The organism is Mesorhizobium sp. WSM3859 (assembly GCF_002295065.1).
Taxonomy (GTDB): Bacteria; Pseudomonadota; Alphaproteobacteria; order Rhizobiales; family Rhizobiaceae; genus Mesorhizobium.
This window is the reverse complement of sequence record NZ_NSGG01000014.1, coordinates 94,944-115,539: the sequence shown is the minus strand read 5'-3', so window position 1 is coordinate 115,539 and position 20,596 is coordinate 94,944. Positions and strand designations below refer to the sequence as shown.

Annotated in this window: 17 protein-coding genes; 7 read left to right on the top strand and 10 right to left on the bottom strand. The window is 63.7% G+C overall.

Going from position 1 to position 20,596, the window contains the following annotated elements:
- The first annotated feature begins 175 nt into the window (after positions 1–175).
- A complete protein-coding gene (locus CK230_RS25230) occupies positions 176–853 on the top strand; it encodes an MIP family channel protein (RefSeq protein ID WP_095819857.1) in 678 nt (225 codons plus the stop codon).
- Between the two features lie 128 nt (positions 854–981).
- Here the strand turns inward: CK230_RS25230 and katG are convergent, their stop codons facing one another.
- Positions 982–3,189: a catalase/peroxidase HPI gene (katG, locus tag CK230_RS25225; protein WP_095819856.1), complete on the bottom strand. Its 2,208-nt coding sequence runs from the start codon at positions 3,187–3,189 to the stop codon at positions 982–984.
- 172 nt (positions 3,190–3,361) lie between these two features.
- Between katG and CK230_RS25220 the strand changes: the two genes are divergently transcribed.
- The gene (locus tag CK230_RS25220; protein WP_095819855.1) at positions 3,362–4,270 is read left to right on the top strand and encodes a hydrogen peroxide-inducible genes activator; all 909 of its coding nucleotides are present in this window, start codon (positions 3,362–3,364) and stop codon (positions 4,268–4,270) included.
- Positions 4,271–4,374: 104 nt separating this feature from the next.
- Here CK230_RS25220 and CK230_RS25215 read toward each other — a convergent pair whose 3' ends face one another.
- The 3 genes from CK230_RS25215 to CK230_RS25205 form a co-directional block, all read right to left on the bottom strand.
- Positions 4,375–4,638 carry a hypothetical protein gene (locus tag CK230_RS25215; RefSeq protein WP_095819854.1) on the bottom strand — a complete coding sequence of 88 codons (264 nt, stop codon included), beginning with the start codon at positions 4,636–4,638 and terminating at the stop codon, positions 4,375–4,377.
- A 108-nt stretch (positions 4,639–4,746) separates the two neighbouring features.
- Positions 4,747–5,904, bottom strand: a complete 1,158-nt coding sequence (locus tag CK230_RS25210) for a calcium:proton antiporter (protein ID WP_095819853.1) — start codon at positions 5,902–5,904, stop codon at positions 4,747–4,749.
- An 80-nt stretch (positions 5,905–5,984) separates the two neighbouring features.
- Positions 5,985–6,206, bottom strand: a complete 222-nt coding sequence (locus CK230_RS25205) for a cysteine rich repeat-containing protein (protein WP_095819852.1) — start codon at positions 6,204–6,206, stop codon at positions 5,985–5,987.
- Positions 6,207–6,286: 80 nt separating this feature from the next.
- On the opposite strand from CK230_RS25205, the gene CK230_RS25200 reads away from it, so the two are divergent.
- Together CK230_RS25200 and CK230_RS25195 are read left to right on the top strand one after the other, a co-directional pair.
- Positions 6,287–7,456 carry an efflux RND transporter periplasmic adaptor subunit gene (locus CK230_RS25200; protein WP_095819851.1) on the top strand — a complete coding sequence of 390 codons (1,170 nt, stop codon included), beginning with the start codon at positions 6,287–6,289 and terminating at the stop codon, positions 7,454–7,456.
- Entirely contained in the window at positions 7,453–10,593 is a 3,141-nt protein-coding gene (locus tag CK230_RS25195) for an efflux RND transporter permease subunit (RefSeq protein WP_095819850.1), read from the top strand. Before CK230_RS25200 ends, CK230_RS25195 begins: the two co-directional genes overlap by 4 nt.
- Positions 10,594–10,625: 32 nt before the next feature.
- Here the strand turns inward: CK230_RS25195 and CK230_RS25190 are convergent, their stop codons facing one another.
- The 5 genes from CK230_RS25190 to hisS form a co-directional block, all read right to left on the bottom strand.
- Positions 10,626–11,240, bottom strand: a complete 615-nt coding sequence (locus CK230_RS25190) for a poly-gamma-glutamate hydrolase family protein (RefSeq protein WP_095819849.1) — start codon at positions 11,238–11,240, stop codon at positions 10,626–10,628.
- Positions 11,241–11,250: 10 nt separating this feature from the next.
- Positions 11,251–13,017, bottom strand: a complete 1,767-nt coding sequence (locus CK230_RS25185; protein WP_095819848.1) for an AMP-binding protein — start codon at positions 13,015–13,017, stop codon at positions 11,251–11,253.
- Positions 13,018–13,340: 323 nt separating this feature from the next.
- Entirely contained in the window at positions 13,341–14,027 is a 687-nt protein-coding gene (gene hisG, locus CK230_RS25180) for an ATP phosphoribosyltransferase (protein WP_095819847.1), read from the bottom strand.
- A complete protein-coding gene (locus CK230_RS25175) occupies positions 14,024–15,142 on the bottom strand; it encodes an ATP phosphoribosyltransferase regulatory subunit (RefSeq protein ID WP_095819846.1) in 1,119 nt (372 codons plus the stop codon). The genes hisG and CK230_RS25175 overlap by 4 nt, the downstream gene beginning before the upstream one ends.
- Positions 15,143–15,320: 178 nt before the next feature.
- Positions 15,321–16,823 (bottom strand): histidine--tRNA ligase, encoded by a 1,503-nt coding sequence (gene hisS, locus CK230_RS25165; protein ID WP_095819844.1) that lies wholly within the window; start codon positions 16,821–16,823, stop codon positions 15,321–15,323.
- A 467-nt stretch (positions 16,824–17,290) separates the two neighbouring features.
- Here hisS and CK230_RS25160 point away from each other — a divergent pair, with 467 nt between their 5' ends.
- Positions 17,291–17,518, top strand: coding sequence for a hypothetical protein (locus CK230_RS25160; protein WP_095819843.1), 228 nt, complete (start codon positions 17,291–17,293; stop codon positions 17,516–17,518).
- Positions 17,519–17,615: 97 nt separating this feature from the next.
- On the opposite strand, the gene CK230_RS25155 is transcribed toward CK230_RS25160, so the two are convergent.
- Positions 17,616–18,254, bottom strand: a complete 639-nt coding sequence (locus CK230_RS25155) for a DNA-3-methyladenine glycosylase I (RefSeq protein WP_095819933.1) — start codon at positions 18,252–18,254, stop codon at positions 17,616–17,618.
- A 218-nt stretch (positions 18,255–18,472) separates the two neighbouring features.
- Here CK230_RS25155 and CK230_RS25150 point away from each other — a divergent pair, with 218 nt between their 5' ends.
- Together CK230_RS25150 and CK230_RS25145 are read left to right on the top strand one after the other, a co-directional pair.
- Positions 18,473–19,213, top strand: coding sequence for a L,D-transpeptidase (locus CK230_RS25150; protein ID WP_095819842.1), 741 nt, complete (start codon positions 18,473–18,475; stop codon positions 19,211–19,213).
- Between the two features lie 366 nt (positions 19,214–19,579).
- Entirely contained in the window at positions 19,580–20,500 is a 921-nt protein-coding gene (locus tag CK230_RS25145; RefSeq protein ID WP_095819841.1) for a bifunctional 5,10-methylenetetrahydrofolate dehydrogenase/5,10-methenyltetrahydrofolate cyclohydrolase, read from the top strand.
- Positions 20,501–20,596: the final 96 nt, after the last annotated feature.

Sequence of the window (20,596 nt, the reverse complement as noted above, 5' to 3'; positions counted from 1 at the left end):
ACAAAAACAATCGATGAGAACATAAAAGACTTCTAATGTTCTTGATTTGACGCCCGCAAGAAAGCCCACCGGCTTAACCTCTCAGCTTTCCAAGTCTTGTCCGCGGGAATACTCTTCCAGCAGTGATTCGCGGCGCGGGAAACGCGGTTTCGACGGATCCTATGAGGAGAGGGCAATGAAGACTTATCTGGCAGAAGTTCTCGGCACGTTTTTGTTGGTGTTCATCGGCACGGCCTCAGTGGTCACGGGTGGTTTCGGCGGCGCGCTGCCGCTCGGACAGGAAGGCATCGGCCTGGCGTTCGGCATCGGCCTGATCGCCGCGGCCTATGCGATCGGCCCGATCTCGGGCGCGCATCTCAATCCGGCGGTGACGCTCGGCGTGTTCCTGGCGGGGCGGATGCCGGCCAAGGACGTCGTCCCCTACTGGATCGCGCAGATCGTCGGCGCCATCATAGCCTCGCTGGCGCTGTGGATCATCGTTTCCGGCCAGGCCGGCGGCCATACCGGGGGCTTCGGCGCCAATGGCTGGGATGAGGCGAAATGGGGCGTGAGCTCGGCCTTCCTGTGGGAGCTGATCGGCACCTTAACCTTCGTCACCGTCATCCTCGGCGTCACCAACGCCAAGCACACAACCGCCTTCGCCGGACTGGTCATCGGCCTGACGCTGGCCGGCATCCACTTCGCCGTGATCCCGGTGACCGGCACCTCGGTCAATCCGGCGCGCTCGATCGGCCCGGCGCTGTTTTCGGGCGGTGCTGCGCTCAGCCAGCTCTGGCTGTTCATCGTCGCGCCGCTGATCGGCGGAGCGATCGCCGGCGTCGTCGCAAAGGCCGGCATTTTCGAAAAAGACTGATCGGTCTTTTTCGTTTGAAGCAATTCCGGACGGAAAACCGCGGAACACTTTTCCTGGAATTGCTTCGGTCGAACAAGTAAAAAGGCGCGGGCATGACCCGCGCCTTTTTTTGCTTGGGAGGTACGACTTTATTTCGCCATGTCGAAGCGGTCGGCGTTCATCACCTTCGTCCAGGCCTTGACGAAGTCCTTGACGAATTTCGCCTTGGCGTCGCTTGAACCATAGACCTCGGAGAGCGCGCGCAGCTGCGCGTGCGAGCCGAAGATGAGGTCGGCGCGGGTGCCGGTCCACTTCACTTCTCTGGTCTTGCGGTCGCGCGCCTCGTAGACTTCATCCGAACCCGGCTCCGAGCCGGCCGCCGGATCCCAGACGGTCGCCATCGAGAGCAGGTTGACGAAGAAGTCGTTGGTGAGCTGGCCCGGTCTGTTGGTGAAGACGCCGTGCTTGGAGCCGCCGGCATTGGCGCCGAGCACACGCAGGCCGCCGACCAGTACGGTCAGTTCTGGCGCCGTCAGCGTCAGCAACTGAGCGCGGTCGACAAGCATCGCCTCGACCGACATCGGCAGCCTGCCTCTGCTGTAATTGCGGAAGCCGTCGACTTTCGGCTCCAGCGCAGCGAAGGAGGCGACGTCCGTCTGCTCCTGCGAGGCGTCCATGCGGCCTGGCGTGAAGGGCACCTTCACCTCGGTGCCGCCGTCATTCGCCGCCTTTTCGACCGCGGCAACGCCGCCAAGCACGATGAGATCGGCAATGGAGACCTTCTTGTCGCCGGTCTGGGCCGCGTTGAACTCCTTCTGGATGGTTTCGAGCTTGCCCAGCACCTTGGCGAGTTGAGCCGGCTCGTTGACCTCCCAGTCCTTCTGCGGGCTCAAGCGGACGCGGCCGCCATTGGCGCCGCCGCGCTTGTCGGAGCCGCGGAAGGTCGAGGCGGAAGCCCAGGCGGTCGAGACCAGCTCGGAAACCGAGAGGCCGGAGGCCAGGATCTTGGCCTTGAGCGAAGCGATGTCGGCCTCGCTCACCAGCTCGTGGTCGATGGCCGGGATCGGATCCTGCCAGATCAGCTCTTCCTTCGGCACGAGCGGGCCGAGATAGCGCACGACCGGGCCCATGTCGCGGTGAGTGAGCTTGAACCAGGCGCGGGCGAAGGCATCGGCGAACTGTTCCGGATGCTCATGGAAGCGGCGCGAGATCTTCTCATATGCCGGATCGAAGCGCAGCGCGAGGTCGGTGGTGAGCATGGCCGGCGCGTGACGCTTGGAGGGATTGTGCGCGTCCGGAACCGTGCCGGTGCCGGCGCCGCCCTTCGGCGTCCACTGATGGGCGCCCGCCGGGCTCTTCGTCAGCTCCCATTCATAGTTGAATAGGTTGTCGAAGAAATTGTTGCTCCATTTGGTCGGCGTCGTCGTCCAGGTCACCTCGAGACCCGAGGTGATGGCGTCGCCGGCGATGCCGGAAGCGTGTTTGCTCGACCAGCCGAGGCCCTGCGCCTCGATGCCGGCGCCTTCCGGCTCGGCGCCCACCAGCGAGGCATCGCCGGCGCCATGCGTCTTGCCGAAGGTGTGGCCGCCGGCGATCAGCGCCACGGTTTCCTCGTCGTTCATCGCCATGCGGCTGAAGGTCTCGCGGATGTCGCGCGCCGCCGCGATCGGGTCCGGCTTGCCGTTCGGGCCTTCCGGGTTGACGTAGATCAGGCCCATCTGCACGGCGCCGAGATGGCCGCTCAGCTCGCGATCGCCCGAATAGCGCTCGTCGCCAAGCCACTTTGCCTCGGAACCCCAGTCGACGTCCTGCTCCGGCTCCCACACATCGGCGCGGCCGCCGGCGAAGCCGAAGGTCTTGAAGCCCATCGATTCCAACGCGACGTTGCCGGTGAGGATCAGAAGGTCGGCCCAGGAGATCTTGCGGCCGTATTTCTGCTTGACCGGCCACAGCAGCCGGCGTGCCTTGTCGAGGTTGGCGTTGTCCGGCCAGCTGTTCAGCGGCGCGAAGCGCTGCTGACCGGCACCGGCGCCGCCGCGGCCGTCGCCGATGCGATAGGTGCCGGCGCTGTGCCAGGCCATGCGGATGAAGAGCGGCCCATAATGGCCGAAGTCGGCCGGCCACCAGTCCTGCGAATCCGTCATGACCTTGGTGAGGTCTGCGATCACCGCATCGAGGTCGAGGGTCGCGAACTCCTTGGCGTAGTCGAAATCTTCACCCATCGGGTCCGACAGGTTCGACTGCTGGTGGAGAACGGAAAGGTCGAGCTGGTTCGGCCACCAGTCGCGGTTGGTCCGTGCGGATCCATGCGCCACCGGGCATTTGCCAGCGCTGTTGTCGTCGGTTTTCGCGTCCATCTTGGTCTCCCGATTCTGCCGAGGTTTGCCGTGGTTGAATTTTGCCGAGGTTGATTTTCCCGGAATTTCCGGGGGCAGCCATTGGCCGCGCCAACCTGGAATGATTCCAGACTAGGCCGGCCGGCCGATAAAGACAAATTGCCTTTCCTGTTTCGTTTGATAGGATTTTCTTATGATTGGCCTCACTGTCCGGCAGATGCAATATTTCGACGCGCTGGCGCAGACGCTTCATTTCGGCCGCGCTGCGAAGCTTGCCGGCGTCAGCCAGCCGGCGCTTTCCGCGCAGATCGCCGAGATGGAAGAGCGGCTGAACTGCCTGTTGTTCGAGCGCGGCGGCAAGACGGTGCGCATGACCGACGAGGCGCTTGCCCTGCAGCCGCGTATCGAACGCATTCTGGCCGACATACGTGACGTCGAGACGACTGCCCGGCGCGGACGCCCGAGCATGGAAGGACGCTTCCGGCTGGGCATCATCCCGACCGTCGCGCCCTACCTGCTGCCGCATGTGCTGCCGGAGCTGAAAAAGCACTACCCTTCCCTCCAGCTCGAGCTGCGCGAGGCGGTGACCGCGTCGCTGGTCGAGGACGCGACGTCAGGCCGGCTCGACGCCTTCATCGCGGCGTTGCCGCTCGATCAGCCGGCGATCGTCACCGAAGGGCTTTTTCCCGACCGCTTCTTCCTCGCCGTTCCTGCCGGCGATCCGGCCTTCGCCTCGCCGCCGGTGCCGCCGGAAAGCCCGGCGCTGGAACGCCTAATGCTCTTGGAGGAAGGCCACTGCCTGCGCGAGCAGGCTTTGGCCGTCTGCGGCAATGTGCGACCGGTGGCGATGGCAAGCTATGGCGCGACCAGCCTTACCACGCTCCTGCAGATGGTGGCGCATGGGCTGGGCGTCACGCTGGTGCCGGAAATGGCGGCAAGTGCGGCCGGCGTCATGCCGGATCTGAGGATCGTGCCGTTCCAGGAGCCGATGCCGCAACGCATGATCTGCATGGCCTGGCGGAAGAACAAGGTGCGCCAGGACGAGTGCGTGGAACTGGCGCGGATCATACGCGGGCTGGATGCGGCGGTGCTGGGGGTGTGAGGCGCCTTCGAGGCGCCCCGATTCTTCGCATAATTTCTCGTAGTCAGCCTGGCAGGCCTCGCAGGGCCGTGACTGGCTTTATGCCTCACACCATACCGTCCACACTATTTGATGTAGACGAGCACGTACCTGTTTTTGTAGGGCTGGTAGTATTTCGTGCCGCACTTCCAGACCACGATCCCACCGCTATAGGTGGTCTTCACGCAGCCCGTTGGAAGTGTAGTAATGTAGATGGTGGTCTTCTGGATGACGACCGTCTTTGCTTCGGCTGATGCGATGAAACCGAATCCAGAGGCGCCTGCGATCGACGAAATCGCGAGCAAAGCTCCAATGGCAAATGTACGCGCAAACAAACTGCGTCTGACCATAGGTTTCCCCTCTCCTATACCTGCAACTCCTCTAATATAACACCAACGAGTGAGAGCCTCAACGGAGGCGCGGCCAGATCGTCGATGCAGCGCCTTGCACGGACAATTTCACGGCACAAAGATCAGAAACACGTAGGTAAAAAACACCACGACATGGACCATGCCGGTCAAGAACGTCGTTCTTTCGGTGCTGAAGCTGACGCTGCATATGAAAAGCGCCAAGACCAGAAGCACGGCATCGGAGGCCGGAAGCCCGAGCGTCAGTCCCCTGCCCGTCAGCAGGCTGGCGGCCGCGACCGCCGGTATCGTCAAACCGATCGTGGCGCAGGCCGAGCCCATCGCGACGTTGAGGCTGCGCTGCAGCTCATTCTTGAACGAGGCGCGGATCGCGGAGAGGGCCTCCGGCATCAGAACCAGCGCCGCGATCAATGCCCCCACGATGCTGTCGGCCTGGGTCACCTGGTAGGCAACGAGCGTATCTTCAACGCTTGCGGCGACTTGCTCGGCAAGCATGACAATTCCGATCAGCCCGGCCATCAGCAGCACAGCGTTGACTAAGATGTTCTCGTCAGAGGCCGTTCGCGCCGAAACGTGGTGCTCTTGTCCTTCGACAAAGTCTTCGCGGTGCCGGACAGTCTGCGCGAACACGAAGCTCGCATAGAGCAGTACTGAAAGGGCACTGACGAAACCAAGCTGAGCCGCAGAAAACGTACCTGGGCCCGTGGCCTGGGTGTAGGTCGGCAGGATAAGCGTCATCACGGTCAGCGCGATCAGAACCGACAGATAGGCGCTGGTCCCTTGCCGGACGATCGCCTGCTTGCGATGGCGCCAGCCGCCAAGCGTAAGGCATATGCCGACAACGCCGGTGGAGGTGATCATCACCGTCGAGAAAACGGACTCGCGTGCCAGCGTCGGATTGTTTTCTCCGTGCAGCATCATGGAGACGATGATCGACACTTCGATCGCCGTCACGGCAAAGGTCAGCACCAACGTTCCATAGGGCTCCCCCACGCGCCGGGCGACTGCCTCGGCGTGGTCGAGCACCACGAAAATGGTGATGAACATGATGGCGGTGGAAACTGCGCCGACCAAGACCCTGAGGTCTAGCGATCCCTCGTCCACCGACAGCCCGCTGGCCCTGACTGCGAGAGCCAGCGCCAAGGCAATCACCGGCATCGCCCGGGAGATCAGTGATCGCCCGAAACCGCCTGTTGCAGCCTTGGGTGTTGCTACCTTGAGCGTTTGCGCGAGCCTGCGTGGGAGCATCCGGCCAAATATCCTACGGACCGGCCTTCTTGCCAACCGGCATTCGACGATCCCCTCGGGAGTGCCGGACCGCAACAACCCTATTGCGGCGTGTTCTCCTTGACGACCTTCTGACATTGCGGCGCCAGGTCGCTCAGATGATCGTTCAGGCATTTGATAATGCGCCCGCCGCCCGGTTGAACACCCTTGCAGAACTTCTCGTAGTCGGCCTGACAGGCCTCGCGCTCGGCCGCCGTCTGCGCCAGTGCCACGCTCGCCGTCATCTGCGCGAGCAGAAAAAGCACGCTCACCGCAATCCGCATGACAAACTCCCCCAAAAAAGGTAGCTTCACCCTATCCCATAACAATGCGACATATATACTGAAGTATTCAGAGGGGCAAAATGGTTTTCGCATGGGGGAGAGCCGCGCCGACGGCAGCTTCATTCGCAGTTGCAGCAACGTTACTGTGCTCCTGCAGCAGGGAAAACAGTTACGCGCCGCCACCGCCGCCAAAAATCGATGTAGCGCTTCCGGTCAAGCAGACCGTGACTCCCTATCTCGAAGCCACCGGCAGCGCCGCCGCGGTGAATACGACGCCGCTGGTTGCCCGCGTTTCGGGCTTCATCCAGGAAATTGACTACAAGGACGGCGACGAGGTCAAGGCCGGCACCAGGCTGTTCCTGATCGAGCAAGATTCCTACCAGCTGGCGCTTGAACAGGCTCAGGCCGGCCAGGGTTCGGCCGACGCCTCTGCCAAGCAGTCGGGAGCCGACCTCAAGCGGCAGCAGGAACTGCTGTCCCAGAAGATTATCTCGCAATCGACAGCCGATCAGGCCGCTGCCGCCGCGGATGTCGACGCCGCCAAGCAGAAGCAGAGCGAGGTCGACGTCAAGCAGGCTCAGCTCAACCTGAGCTACACCGAGGTCAAGGCGCCGTTCGCGGGCATCGTCGGCTCCCGTCAGGTGTCGAACGGGCAACTCGTCGGCGCCGGCAGTGCCACGACGCTCGCGACCATCGTTCAGCTCGCGCCGATATACGTCAACTTCAACGTCTCGGAGCAGGACGTACTGCGCATTCGCGCCGCCATGGCCAAGCGGGGCATAACTTCCCAGGACCTAAAGAAAATACCGGTCGAGGTCGGTCTGCAGAACGAGACGGGCTACCCCCACAAGGGAACGCTGGACTATGCCGCGCCGGAGGTCACCGCCGCAACCGGCACGCTTGCCGTGCGGGCCGTGCTGGACAATGACGATCGCTCGCTGCTGCCCGGCTATTTCGTGCGCGTTCGCGTGCCGCTGGGAGAAGAGCCGGACATGCTGCTCGTTCCCGACCGGGCGATAGGAGCCGACCAGCGGGGCCGCTATCTGCTCGTCGCCGGAAAGGAAGACGTAGTGGAGGAGCGTCCGGTCGAGGTCGGCCAGCTTGTCGGAACGTTGCGCGTGATCACCAAAGGCATAACAGCCGACGATCGGGTCCTTGTCTCCGGCTTGCTGACGGCCGTGCCCGGCCAGAAGATCGAACCACAGGTGAAGATACTGGAAGCGGCTGCGGCTGACGGCGTAGCCCAATGATCTCCAAATTCTTCATAGAGCGGCCGGTCCTGGCCAATGCAATCGCTGTCCTTATGGTCGTCATCGGCCTCGTCTCGCTCTTCGGCCTGCCGGTGGCGCAATATCCCGACGTGGTGCCGCCCACGGTGTCGGTGACCACCCGCTATCCCGGCGCCAGCGCGCGTGCGGTGATCGATACGGTGGCGCTGCCGATCGAGCAGCAGGTCAACGGCGTCGAAGGCATGCTCTACATGCAGTCATTCGCTGCCTCGGATGGCAGCTACAACCTGACCGTCACCTTCCAGATCGGCACCGATCTCGACCAGGCGCAAGTGCGTGTCCAGAACCGCGTGTCCACCGCCCTGGCATCGCTGCCACAGGCAGTTCAGGTGCAGGGCGTCAATGTCCAGAAAAAGTCGACCTCGATCCTTGAGATCGTTACGCTGACGTCGCCGGGCGGACAGTACGACAGCCTCTATCTCGCCAACTACGCCACCATCCGGTTGAAGGACGAGCTATCGCGGATACCGGGCGTCGGCAATGTCAACGTCTTCGGCGCCGGACAATACTCGATGCGCGTCTGGCTCGATCCGGAGAAGATGCAGGTTCGCGGCCTGACCACGCAGGACGTCGTCCAGGCGCTGCAGCAGCAGAGCGAGCAGGTCACCGCAGGCCAGGTCGGCGCGCCGCCGGCGCCCGACGGACAATCCTTCCAATATACAATCGAAGTGTCCAGCCGCCTTGACGACCCCGATCAGTTCGGCGCGGTAATCGTCAAGACGGGCGCCAATGGCGACCTGACGCGCGTGCGCGACGTCGGCCGCGTCGAGTTGGGCGCCCAGACCTATGGACAATACTTCAACCTCGACGGCCAGCAGGCGGCTGGCCTGGCCATCTTCCTGTCGCCGGGTGCCAATGCGCTCGACGTGGCCGGCAAGGTCGAAGCCAGGATGAAGGTGCTGTCCGGCGAGTTCCCGCAGGGTCTTGCCTATTCGATCCCCTTCAACACCACGATTTTCGTCAGCCAGGCGATCGACGAGGTCTACAAGACGCTGATCGAAGCCGCGGTGCTGGTGCTGATCGTCATCCTGCTCTTCCTGCAGGATTGGCGGGCGATGCTGGTGCCGGCGACGACCGTGCCGGTGACCATCATCGGGGCTTTCGCGGCGATGCTGGCACTCGGCTTCACCGTCAATCTGTCGACCCTGTTCGCCATCGTGCTTGCCATCGGCATCGTCGTCGACGACGCCATAGTCGTGGTCGAAGGAGCGGCGCACAATATGGAGCGCGGCATGTCGGGCCACGACGCGGCGGTCGCGGCCATGAATGCGCTTTTTGGCCCGATCATCGGCATTACGCTGGTGCTGATGGCGGTGTTCCTGCCGGCGGCGTTCCTGCCGGGCCTCACCGGGCAGATGTATGCGCAATTCGCGCTGGTGATTGCGGCAACAGCCTTGATCAGCGCCGTCAACGCCGCAACGCTGAAGCCGACGCAATGCGCGACCTGGCTGAAGCGGCCTGTGCCGCTCGAAAAACGCAACGCCTTCTTCCGCGGCTTCAACGGCCTATACCAGCGCGCCGAAGACAATTATGCACGGCTGATTGGAGCGATGGTTCGCCGCAGCACGATCATGGGCGTCATTGCGCTGCTGATCATCGGCGCCGCAGGCTATGGCATGTCGCGCGTCGCCACCGGGTTCATTCCGATCGAGGACCAAGGCTATCTGCTCGCTTCCGTGCAACTGCCCGACGGCGCTTCGCTTGGCCGCACGCAGGACACGCTGCAGCAGATCTCGACCGTTGCCAAAGCCACGCCAGGCGTCGACCAGGTGGTGACGATTGCCGGTCTCTCGGCCCTCGACAACAACTCGACATTGGCCAATGCCGGCGTCGCCTACATCATCCTCAAGGACTGGAGCGTGCGCGGCAAGGGCGAGGATCTCGCCTCTCTCTATGCAACGCTGAACAAGGACCTATCGGGCATGGCGGACGGGAACGTGCTGGTGCTGCCGCCACCGCCGATACAGGGCATCGGCAACGCCGCCGGCTTCACCATGCAGATCGAGTTGCGCGACGGCAGCTTCGAGCTCGCCAAGCTGCAGGGCTCGGCGAGCGCGCTGACCAGGGCCGCCGAGACGCAGTCGGGCATCCAGCGCGTCTCGGCAACGTTCCGCTCAAACGTCCCGCAATACCAGGTCGAGTTCGACCGCGAGAAGGTGCAGGCGGTGGGGCTGACCACCGACCAGGTGTTCCAGACGCTCGCCGGCTATCTCGGCTCCACCTATGTCAGCCAATTCAACAAGTTCGGGCGTGTGTTCCAGATCTATGTACAGGGCGACGCGCAGTTCCGGCTGTCGCCGGAGGACATCGGCCGGCTAACGGTGCGCAACCAGAACGGCGACATGGTCCCGTTGGGCACAGTGCTGACCGTCACCCCGAGCGTCGGCCCCTCGCTGATCAGCCTTTACAACCTCTATCCCTCGGCATCGATCCTCGGCGTGCAGGCGCAGGGCTTCTCGTCGGGCGACGCGATCAAGCTGATGGAAGCGGCCGCCGCCGACACGCTGCCGCCCGGCACCGGCTATGACTGGACGGCGCTTTCCTTCCAGGAAAAGCTCGTCGGCGGCCAAATCTATCTGGTGTTCGGCATGGCGCTGCTCCTGGTCTATTTGGTGCTGGCGGGCCAGTATGAGAGTTGGCTGGCGCCGATCTCGATATTGCTCGCCGCTCCGCTGTCGCTGGTCGGTCCCGTGCTGGTGCTCAACGGCCTTCACATCGACAACAACCTCTATGTCCAGATAGGCCTGATCCTGCTGATCGCGCTGTCGGCCAAGAACGCCATTCTGATCGTCGAGGTCGCCCGCGAATTGCGCGCCGCCGGCAAGCCGATCGTCGAGTCGGCGATCGAGGCCTCACGCGCCCGTTTCCGTCCTATCCTGATGACGTCCTTCGCCTTCATTCTCGGCGTCGCGCCGCTGGTGCTGGCGACGGGCGCAGGGGCGAGCGCACGCAAATCGATCGGCATCACGGTGTTTTCTGGCATGATCGCCTCGACCTGCCTCGCGGTGCTTTTCGTGCCGGCCTTCTTCGTCATCCTGCAGCGGTTTGAGGAGTGGCGCACCGAGCGCAAGGCGAAGCGAGCGGTCCTTCCGGGCTAGAGAATCTTCCGTTGACGCCGTCTTCGGCATTTTCAGAACACGATTGAGGACCGGGCAGCATCGAATGTCTCAATGGCCTTGCGAACCGCCCCACAGAATCTTTCCAGAAGCTCCGGCTCGCTCCCCAGCCGGCGACGCAGCGAGAAGGGCACTTCCAGCTGTGCCCCTTTTCCCGTCAGTCCGCGATTGACGATGTTCGAATCCTGGATGCCTGGAAACGGATGGTTGTCCTTTTGCGTCGGGAAGCCGCCCTCATGCAGACGCCAGGCTATCTCTGACACCAATGCGGCGTCCTTGCCGCCCAGGTAGACCGTCGCGAGATCGTCGCGATCCTGGCGGCCGTGAATAGCGACGACGGTGGACTTCGTCCGCAACAGGTCCAGCGCGGTTGCCTCGTCAAAGTTCCTGGACGTTATGTGCAGTTCCCGGTTGCTTTCCGGCATCAGCCCTTCAAAGCAATACATGTCGAGATCGCCCCCCGCTATCGTCTCGGTGATCAGGGAGGTGCGAGGCTCGATCTTGCCGCCATGCGGGGCCATGACGATGGCACCTCCGGTTCGCGCGCCGCGCCGGACGACGATGCGATAATCCACGTTTTCGATCTTGGCGGCTTTCAGCGCCGCGAAATTAGGAAACTCGTTGTCCATGAACGCTGTTTCAAGCCGTCTTCTGCGCCACCAGCCCCAATTCTTCCACCATCGCCTCGCGCATCAGGAATTTCTGCGGCTTGCCGGTCACGGTCATCGGCAGTTCGGTGCGGAAACGGATGTGGCGCGGCACCTTGTAATGCGCGATCTGGCCGGCGCAGAAGGCCTTGATTTCCTCGGCGGTCGCGATATGGCCGGGCTTCAGCACGATCCAAGCGCAGAGTTCCTCGCCATATTTGTCGTCCGGAATGCCGAAGACCTGCACTTCCTTGACCTTGGGATGGCGGTAGAGGAATTCCTCGACCTCGCGCGGATAGACATTCTCGCCGCCGCGGATGACCATGTCCTTCACCCGGCCGACGATATTGCAATAGCCCTCGGCATCGATAGTGGCGAGATCGCCGGTGTGCATCCAGCCATCGACGTCGATCGCCTCGCGGGTCTTTTCGGCGTCGTCCCAATAGCCCTTCATCACCGAATAGCCGCGCGTGCAGAGCTCACCCGGTTCGCCGACCGCGACAGTCGCGCCGTCGGCGCCGATCGCCTTGACCTCGACATGCGGGTGGATGCGGCCGACGGTGGAGACGCGCTTTTCCAGCGGATCGTCGACGCTGCTCTGGAACGACACCGGACTGGTTTCCGTCATGCCATAGGCGATGGTCACCTGGCTCATATGCATGAGCGACACCACCTTCTTCATCACCTCGATCGGGCATGGCGAGCCGGCCATGATGCCGGTGCGCAGGCTGGAGAGGTCGAAGCTGGCGAAATCCGCATGGTCGAGCATGGCGACGAACATGGTCGGCACGCCATAGAGCCCGGTGCAGCGTTCCTGCGCGACCGCCTTGAGCGTCGCGCCGACGTCAAAACCTTCGCCCGGAAAGACCATGGTCGCGCCTTTCGACACGCAACCCATCGTGCCCATCGACATGCCGAAGCAGTGATAGAGCGGCACCGGGATGCAGAGCCGGTCGTCGACGGTGAGTTTTATGGCCGAGGTGACGAAATTGCCGTTGTTGACGATATTCGCGTGCGTCAGCGTCGCGCCCTTGGGTGCGCCCGTCGTTCCGCTGGTGAACTGGATGTTGATGGCCTCACCTGGCTTCAAGCTTTCGGAGATGCGGTCGAGACTGTCGTGCTCGTCGCGGCCGGCCATGGCCAGCACATCGCCGAAATTGAACATGCCGGGCGAGTTGTCGTCGCCCATGCGGATGACGATCTCAAGCGACGGCAGCTTTTTTGCCTTGAGCTTGCCGGGCTCCGCCTTGGCGATCTCCGGCGCCAGCGTCTCGATCATGCCGAGATAGTCGGATGTCTTGAACTGGGCCGCCGTGACCAGCGCCTTGCATCCCACCTTGTTCAGCGCATATTCCAGCTCGGTCAGCCGATAGGCCGGGTTGATGTTGACGAGGATGAGGCCGATGCGGGCGGTGGCGAACTGCGTCACCAGCCATTCCCAGCGGTTCGGCGACCAGATGCCGACGCGGTCGCCCTTTTCCAGGCCGAGTGCCAGGAAACCGGCGGCCAAGGCGTCGACCGCATCCGAGAGCTCGCTCCAGGTGAAGCGCTTGTCCTGACCGACGAAGACGGCGGCGTCGAGCGTGGCGTATTTGCTCACCGTATCGGAGAACAGCTCCGGAATGGTCTTGTCGAGTAAAGGCACCGAGCGATCGCCCGAAACATGCGCCTTGCCGCCAACCGGAGCAACGAAGGCGCCGCCGGCGCCGCGCGCACGCAGATTGCTGGCGTTCATGAGCTCGTCGAGTTTGATCGCCATCGCCGTCTCCTCCCGGGATAGGTAGCCTATCAGCCTGCCGGGGCAGAGGAAACCCGCCGAAGGTAGGCAGAGCAATCGCCTGAGGTTCGAAGCCCACTTTGGCGACTATGCTTGATGCGTTTGGCGCTGCCCCTCATTGTCCTGCCGGACATTTCTCCCCGTATAGTGACGGGGAGAAAGGGCGCGTCGCCGACGATTTCGCCAACTACTAACGTCGCAGGAAGAGTGCCGAGGCTACGGCCAGCTCTTTCTCCCCGTTTACGGGGAGAAATGTCCGGCAGGACAATGAGGGGCGGCGCCAACCTCGGCCATTATCTGTTCACTTACGCCATCTTCACCGCAATATCGCGCAAGACGGCTTCATCCGCCGCGTCACGCTGCTTCCTCGACGCGACCAGACAGGCCTGCGACTTCAGGATCGTGCCGTCGCCCAGCACCTTGAGGTGGTTGGCGCGCAGCGTCGAGCCGGTGGTGGTGATGTCGACGATGACGTCCGCGAGCCCTGCCGCCGGCGCGCCTTCGGTGGCGCCGAGACTTTCGACGATGCGGTAGACCTGGATGCCATGCTTGAGCGAAAAGAACTGCTGCGTCAGCCGCCAGTATTTGGTGGCGATCCGCAGCCGCCTGCCGTGGCGCTGGCGGAAATCGGCGGCGACATCGTCAAGGTCGGCCATGCTGTCGACATCGAGCCAGATGTCCGGAACGGCGACCACGACGTCGGCATGGCCGAAGCCGAGACGCGCGACGATCTCGGCGCGGGCCTCCCAGTCGGCGAGATTCTCGCGCAAAAGGTCCTCGCCGGTGATGCCGAGATCGACCGACCCTTGCCCGATCTCGCCGGCGATCTCGGACGCGGACAGGAAGGCCACGTCGACATTGTCGAGGCCGTCGATGCGGGCGCGGTATTTGCGGTCGTCCTCAGGCAAGGTGACCGCCAGGCCGGCCTTGGCCAGCACTTCGAGGGACTGTTCCTTGAGGCGGCCTTTCGACGGGATCGCCAAAGTGATCATTTGGCGCTCTCCCGCAAAGCCTCGATGCGGTCGAGCCAGACCGAGAAGCCGACGCCGGGAATCGGCTTCTTGGCGCCGAGCAGCGTCAGCAGCCGATCGTAGCGGCCGCCGCCGACCAGCGGGCGATCGCCTCCCTGGACAGTGATCTCGAAGACGAGGCCGGTGTAATAATCCAGCGGGCGGCCGAAGGCGGCGTCGTAACGGATGTGCGCCGCAGACAGGCCATGCGCCTCGACCGCCTTGGCGCGGGCGGCGAAATTCTCCAGCGCCGGTCCCAAAGACAGGCCGGCATCGGCGGCGAATTTTTCGAGAGCGGCTGTCGCGCCGTCGAGCGCGACATCGATCTCGAGAAAACCTTTGAGCGCCGAGAAGGCGTCATCGGACAGGCGCACGCTGCGCAGCTGCGCCTTCTCGATCAGCCGCCGCGCAATGTCGGCCGGGGCGCGGCCGCCGGAAGCCGACAGGCCGGCCTTTTCCATGCCTTCGGCAATGTGGGCGGCGAGGCCTTCCGCATCTCCGTCCAGCACCAGCAAGGCGACGGGACCGGACAACTGGCTGTTGCGCGGTGGATTGGCGAGATCGGCGAGCGCCGCCTCCAGCATCGGCGCCGAGCCGAAGGCGCGGGCCAGCCGCATGCGCCAGCCGCGCGGTAGGCCGAGGGCCGCCAGCACCGCCTCGAACAGGGTCTGGTCGCCAAGCGTGATGGCGAGGGGCTGTCCAGGCAGCACTAGCGACAGCAGCGCATGCGCGTCGGCCAGCGAACGGGCATCGGCCGCTGCCGTGTCGCGGTCGCCGAGATCCTCGATACCGGCCTGGAAGAACTCGTTGCCGCCTTCGCGGCGCTGGCGGAACACTTCGCCCAGGTAAGAATAGCGGCGTGGCGTGCCGGCCTGGCTGGCGATGTGGTCGAGGCAGACCGGAATGGTGAATTCGGGCCGCAGGCACAGCGTCTTGCCGGTCTCGCTTTCGGTCAGGAAGATGCGCCGGCGCAGGTCCTCGCCCGCCATATCGAGGAACGGATCGGCCGGCTGCAGGACAGCGACTTCGACCGCGTGGGTGTCGCGGGTGGCGAAGAGTTTTGCAATATCGGCGGCGATGGCGGGGCGGGTGGTCATGGATAGGTTGGGCGCGAGGCCCCCCTCTCTGTCCTGCCGGCCATCTCCCCCTCAAGGGGGGAGATTTGCAGTTCGGACGCCGCGCCTCCTCCTGCAACGTTGAAAATTGGCGAAAGCATGCGCGACACCGAATCTCCCCCCTTGAGGGGGAGATGGCCGGCAGGCCAGAGAGGGGGGCTCAAGCGCCACCCTTTGTGCGGTCGGCCGCCTGCGCCGCCAGAATCTTCTTCACCTCAGCCACCAGCTCGCTCTCCGCCACCGTCACCTGCGCCGGCCGCGCGGCGCGCCATTCGGCGTTGTCGGTGATCTCGGCCGACAGGCGCGCGCCTTCGATCAGGTCCTTGATCTGCACCTCGCCCTTGGCGCGCTCGTCGCCGCCCTGGATGATGGCGACGGGGCTGCCGCGGCGGTCGGCGTATTTGAGCTGCGCCTTCATGCCGGCGCCGCCGAGATACATTTCCGAGCGGATGCCGGCGGCGCGCAGGTCGGCGACCATCTTCTGGTAGCGGCCGAGGCTTTCGGTGTCCTTGTCCATGACCAGCACGACGACCGGGGCAATGACGTCGGAGGTATCGAGCTTGCCGAGGTTCTTCAGCGCCGTCATCAGCCGCGAGACGCCGATGGAGAAGCCGGTGGCCGGCACCGGCTCGCCGCGGAAGCGCGAAACCAGTCCGTCATAGCGGCCGCCGCCGCCGACCGAACCGAAGCGCACGATCTGGCCTTCATCGTTGGGGATCTCGGCCAGCAGCTCGGCCTCGAAGACGGGGCCGGTGTAGTATTCGAGGCCGCGCACGACGGAGCGATCCATCAGGACGCGGTCTTCGCCGTAGCCTGCTGCCCTGACCAGGGCCTCGATCGTCGCCAGTTCGCCCACGCCTTCTTGGTACACAGCATTGGCGCTGACCCCGGCATCCTGGCCGGCCTGTCCGTTTCTTGCCGTTGCGAGCAGAACCGCTTCGGCCTGTGTGTCATTCAACCCGGCGCCCTTGGCGAAGTCGCCCTCGCCTTCCTTACCGCCATCCCAGCGTCCAGGACCAAGCAAAAGTCTGACGCCTTCCGGCCCGAGCTTGTCGAGCTTGTCGATCGCCCGCAGCACCGTCAGCCGGCGGCCGGCATTGTCCTCACCGCCCAGGCCGATCGCCTCCAGCACGCCGTCCAACACCTTGCGGTTGTTGACGCGGATGACATAGTCGCCGCGCTTGATGCCGAGCGCTTCCATGACGTCGGCCATCATCATCGCCATCTCGGCGTCGGCGGCGACGCCGGGCGTGCCGATCGTGTCGGCGTCGAACTGCATGAACTGCCGGAATCGGCCGGGACCCGGCTTCTCGTTGCGAAACACCCAGCCGGAGCGATAGCTGCGATAAGGCTTTGGCAGTTTGTCGAAATTCTCGGCGACGAAACGCGCGGTCGGCGCGGTCAGGTCGTAGCGCAGCGACAGCCATTGGTCGTCGTCCTGGAAGGAGAAGACGCCCTCATTCGGCCGGTCCTGGTCGGGCAGGAATTTGCCCAGCGCATCGGTGTATTCGATCATCGGCTGATCGACCGGCTCGAAGCCGTAAAGCTCATAGACCGAGCGGATGGTCGCCATCATCTTCTCGACGGCGCGGATGTCTTCGGCACTGCGGTCGGCAAAACCGCGCGGCAAACGCGCTTTCGTCTTTTCGGATTTGTCGGCCATGGGATCGGTCTTTTCGTTAAGTAAACACTGACTTATCTGGGGCGGGCGTGTCCTAGCCCATGCCAAGTGGTGCGGCAAGCGTTTGCAGTCCTGCGGGAAACAGTTCGATAGTTTGCAGACGCCGCGCCGCCCCTCATCCGCCCTTCGGGCACCTTCTCCCCGTATAGTGACGGGGAGAAGGAGGAGCTTCGGCGCCGGCGCGACAGCTCCGGCGCGGGTGATTGGCGAAAACCGCGGCGGCAGCGTCCTTCTCCCCGTCACTATACGGGGAGAAGTGTACGGCAGGGCGATGAGGGGCAGCGCCGAGCGAGCGAAGATAGCGTCGGTCTTGGTTTCGAGTATTTTGAGGTTCCAGCCCACCTCTCGAAACAAAACCACACCAAAACGAAACAATTCCGCCACCAGCGCGGCATGCTGCCGACACAATCGACGACCATAAAGCGCGCCGAAACAAGGGGTTCGGGGCCATGACGACGGCTGAAGACATCATCGAGAACGAGACCGCAAGGCTGAGGCCTGCCGGGGTTCCGGCGCTCAAGCCGGCGCAGCAGCCGGCCGGGCCGTTCGAGGTTGCGGCGACTAAGCCAAGCGCGCGCGACGCACTGGTGACCGGGCTTTTGGTGATCTACCCGGCTTTCGCTGCGGTGGCAGCGATCCTGGCTGGGTTGTTTTTGGCTGGCGCCAGCAGCGTTTGAGCTGAGGTCTATTGGGAAATCTCGAAGGTCGGGCGCTGCCCCTCATCCGCCCTTCGGGCACCTTCTCCCCGTTGAACGGGGAGAAGGAAAAAGCGCCCTATTTCGGCCGCTTCAGCTTCTTGCGCTCTTTCTCGACCTCGGCGCGGCAGTAGCAGCCTTCGAGATGGTCGTTGACGAGGCCCATGGCCTGCATGAAGGCGTAGACCGTCGTGGGGCCGACGAAGCTCCAGCCGCGCTTCTTCAACTCCTTCGATATCCTGACCGACACCGCCGTCGTCGGATTGGCGCGCAGATGCGCGAGGTCGACGATTTCCGGACGCTCGTCCGGGCCCGGTTCGAACTTCCAGAACCAGGCGGCTAGGGAGCCGAACTCGTCGACCATCTCGCGGGCGCGTTTGGCGTTGTTGATGGTCGAGACGATCTTGCCGCGATGGCGGATGATACCGGCATTGCCGAGCAGGCGCTCGACATCCTTATCGGTGAACCCCGCCACCTTGTCGAAGTCGAAACCGGCGAAGGCCTCGCGGAAATTCTCGCGCTTGCGCAGGATGGTGAGCCACGACAGGCCCGACTGGAATCCTTCGAGGCAGATCTTTTCGAACAGCCGGCGATCATCCGTTACCGGGCGGCCCCATTCATGGTCGTGATAGTGGAGATAGTCCGGCAAATTGCCGTGCCAGAAGCAGCGCGCCTTGCCGTCGGGACCGTCGAGAATGCCGGTATTTTCCGTTGCCATCGTCAGCAGATCCATTCGTTAATGCGCTTCAGTGCAGCTTTTACCGCGGCTTTACCAGATTCCTGAACCGGCCGGTAACCACACCAAAAGGTTTACTGACAAAGCGGCATTTTACGCATTCCGATTCATGTTTTGCTTGCTGCTCCGCGCCAAGGATCGCGCAGCCGAAGGGCGCCCTCCCGCTCTCGGCACGAGTTCGACGATCAAGGTGCGTTCCGATGAAGACAGCGTTCTGTTCCCTGCTTGGTGCCGCGGCGATCCTTGCCGCCGGCGCCACCACCTCCCTTGCCAATGACCGCTATGCCGATATGCCGCCGGTGACGGTGAGCCCCGACCTTTCGGCGCCCTGGGTGCTGCAGCTTGGCCGTGCGCCGGGCATCGTGCGGCCGACCCGGCAGGCGACGCAGCAGCCGCTGCAGCGTCTTTTCCAGGCGCAGCCGGACCGGCAGCGCACGGCGGCCGTGCAGCAGCCGGCCAAGCGCATGGTGATGCGGCCGCAGATCAACCCGATCTATCTGCCGCAGGAAGTCGCCTATGACGGGCCGGCGAAGCCGGGCACCATCGTCATCGATACGCACCAGAATTTCCTCTATCTGGTCGAGAAGAACGGCAAGGCGCGGCGCTATGGCGTTGGCACCGGCAAGCCGGGCTTCGAATGGTCGGGCACGCACAAGATCACCGACAAGAAAGTGTGGCCGGACTGGCGCCCGCCAGCCGTGATGATCAAGCGCGAGGCGGCCAAGGGCCGCTATTTGCCGACCTATCTTGCCGGCGGCATCGAGAACCCGCTGGGCGCCCGCGCGCTCTATATCGGCACCACCGAATACCGCATCCATGGCACCAACCAGCCCTGGACGATCGGCGGCGCGGTGTCTTCCGGCTGCATCCGCATGCGCAATGAGGACGTCGTCGACCTTTACGAGCGCGTGAATGTCGGAACCACCGTCGAGGTGATATAGCCGCAGCGAATCGGCCGGTTAGACGGCGCAGCACTTTTTGTCCGATGCTGTTGCCGCCAAGTCATAGTGCGATCCCGCGGGATGTGCTTAAACCAGTGACAGAGTTTACGGGGGACGGGCCGTGTGGGGATACGGCCGGTCACGAAAGGGCAGCGTGGGCAACTGCGCTGCCCTTTTCGTTTTTGCGTTTTCTTTGACGCATGGCGCGGCAAGTCGCCCCGAAAGCAGGCGGTTTCGCTTTCGGGGCTGATTTCCCGGCTCTCCTCTGCTATTGCAGTGCACAAATCCTGATAGTCAAGCAATTCCGGACGCAACGCCGCTTACGCGCTTTTCCTTGAATTGCTTCAGAAGGCAGAGGTGCCAGCCATGACCCGGACCGACGACAGCCGCTATCTGAAAGGTGGCCCGGTCGCCCAGCGCATCATCGCTTCGGTGCGCGAGGACGCGGCGATTGCTGCCGCCGAGGGCTTTCCGCCGAAGCTGGTTTCGATCACCGTCGGCGATACCGAAGCGGTCGACGTCTATGTGCGCAACCAGCGCGCCAAAGCCGCTCTTGCCGGCATCAGCTTCGAGGAGCGTCGCTTCGCCGCCGACATCACCGCCGGCGAACTTGAAGCCGCGATCCACGGCCTCAACGCCGACCCGCGCGTCACCGGCATCATCATCCAGCGGCCGGTGCCGGCGCATATCCCGATCAAGACGCTGCAGGCGGCGGTGCATCCGCTGAAGGATGTCGAAGGCATGCATCCGGCCTCGATCGGCAACATCGTCTACAACCAGCTCGATCTGGCGCCCTGCACGGCGGCTGCCTCGGTCGAATTGCTGAAGGAGACCGGCCTCGAGCTCAAGGGGCTCGAAGTGGTCGTCGTCGGCCATTCCGAGATCGTCGGCAAACCGATCGCTTTCCTGCTGATGAGCGAAGGCGCGACGGTGACGGTGTGCCACCACATGACGCGCTCGGTGGCGGCGCATGCACGGCGCGCCGACGCGCTGTTCGTCGCGGTCGGCAAGCCCAGGCTGATCAAGGCCGACATGGTGAAGCCAGGGGCTTGCGTCATCGACATCGGCATCAATTCCGAAATCGGCCCGGACGGCGAAAGCCGTATCGTCGGCGACGTCGATACCGACAGCGTCAAGGAAGTGGCGTCCTGGATCACGCCGGTGCCGGGCGGCGTCGGCCCGCTCACGGTCGCGATCCTGTTGCGCAACACCATGGTGGCGCTGAACCGCCAGCGCGCGCTCTACCGTGCGACCTACGGCGTGGCGGATCAGCTCGCGGCGGAATAGGCGGCACTCCCCCTCACCCAGCCTCCGCTTCGCTCGGCTGACCTCTCCCCGGTGGGGAGAGGAGATTGTCGGCGTCGGCCCCAGCCTCTTCTCCCC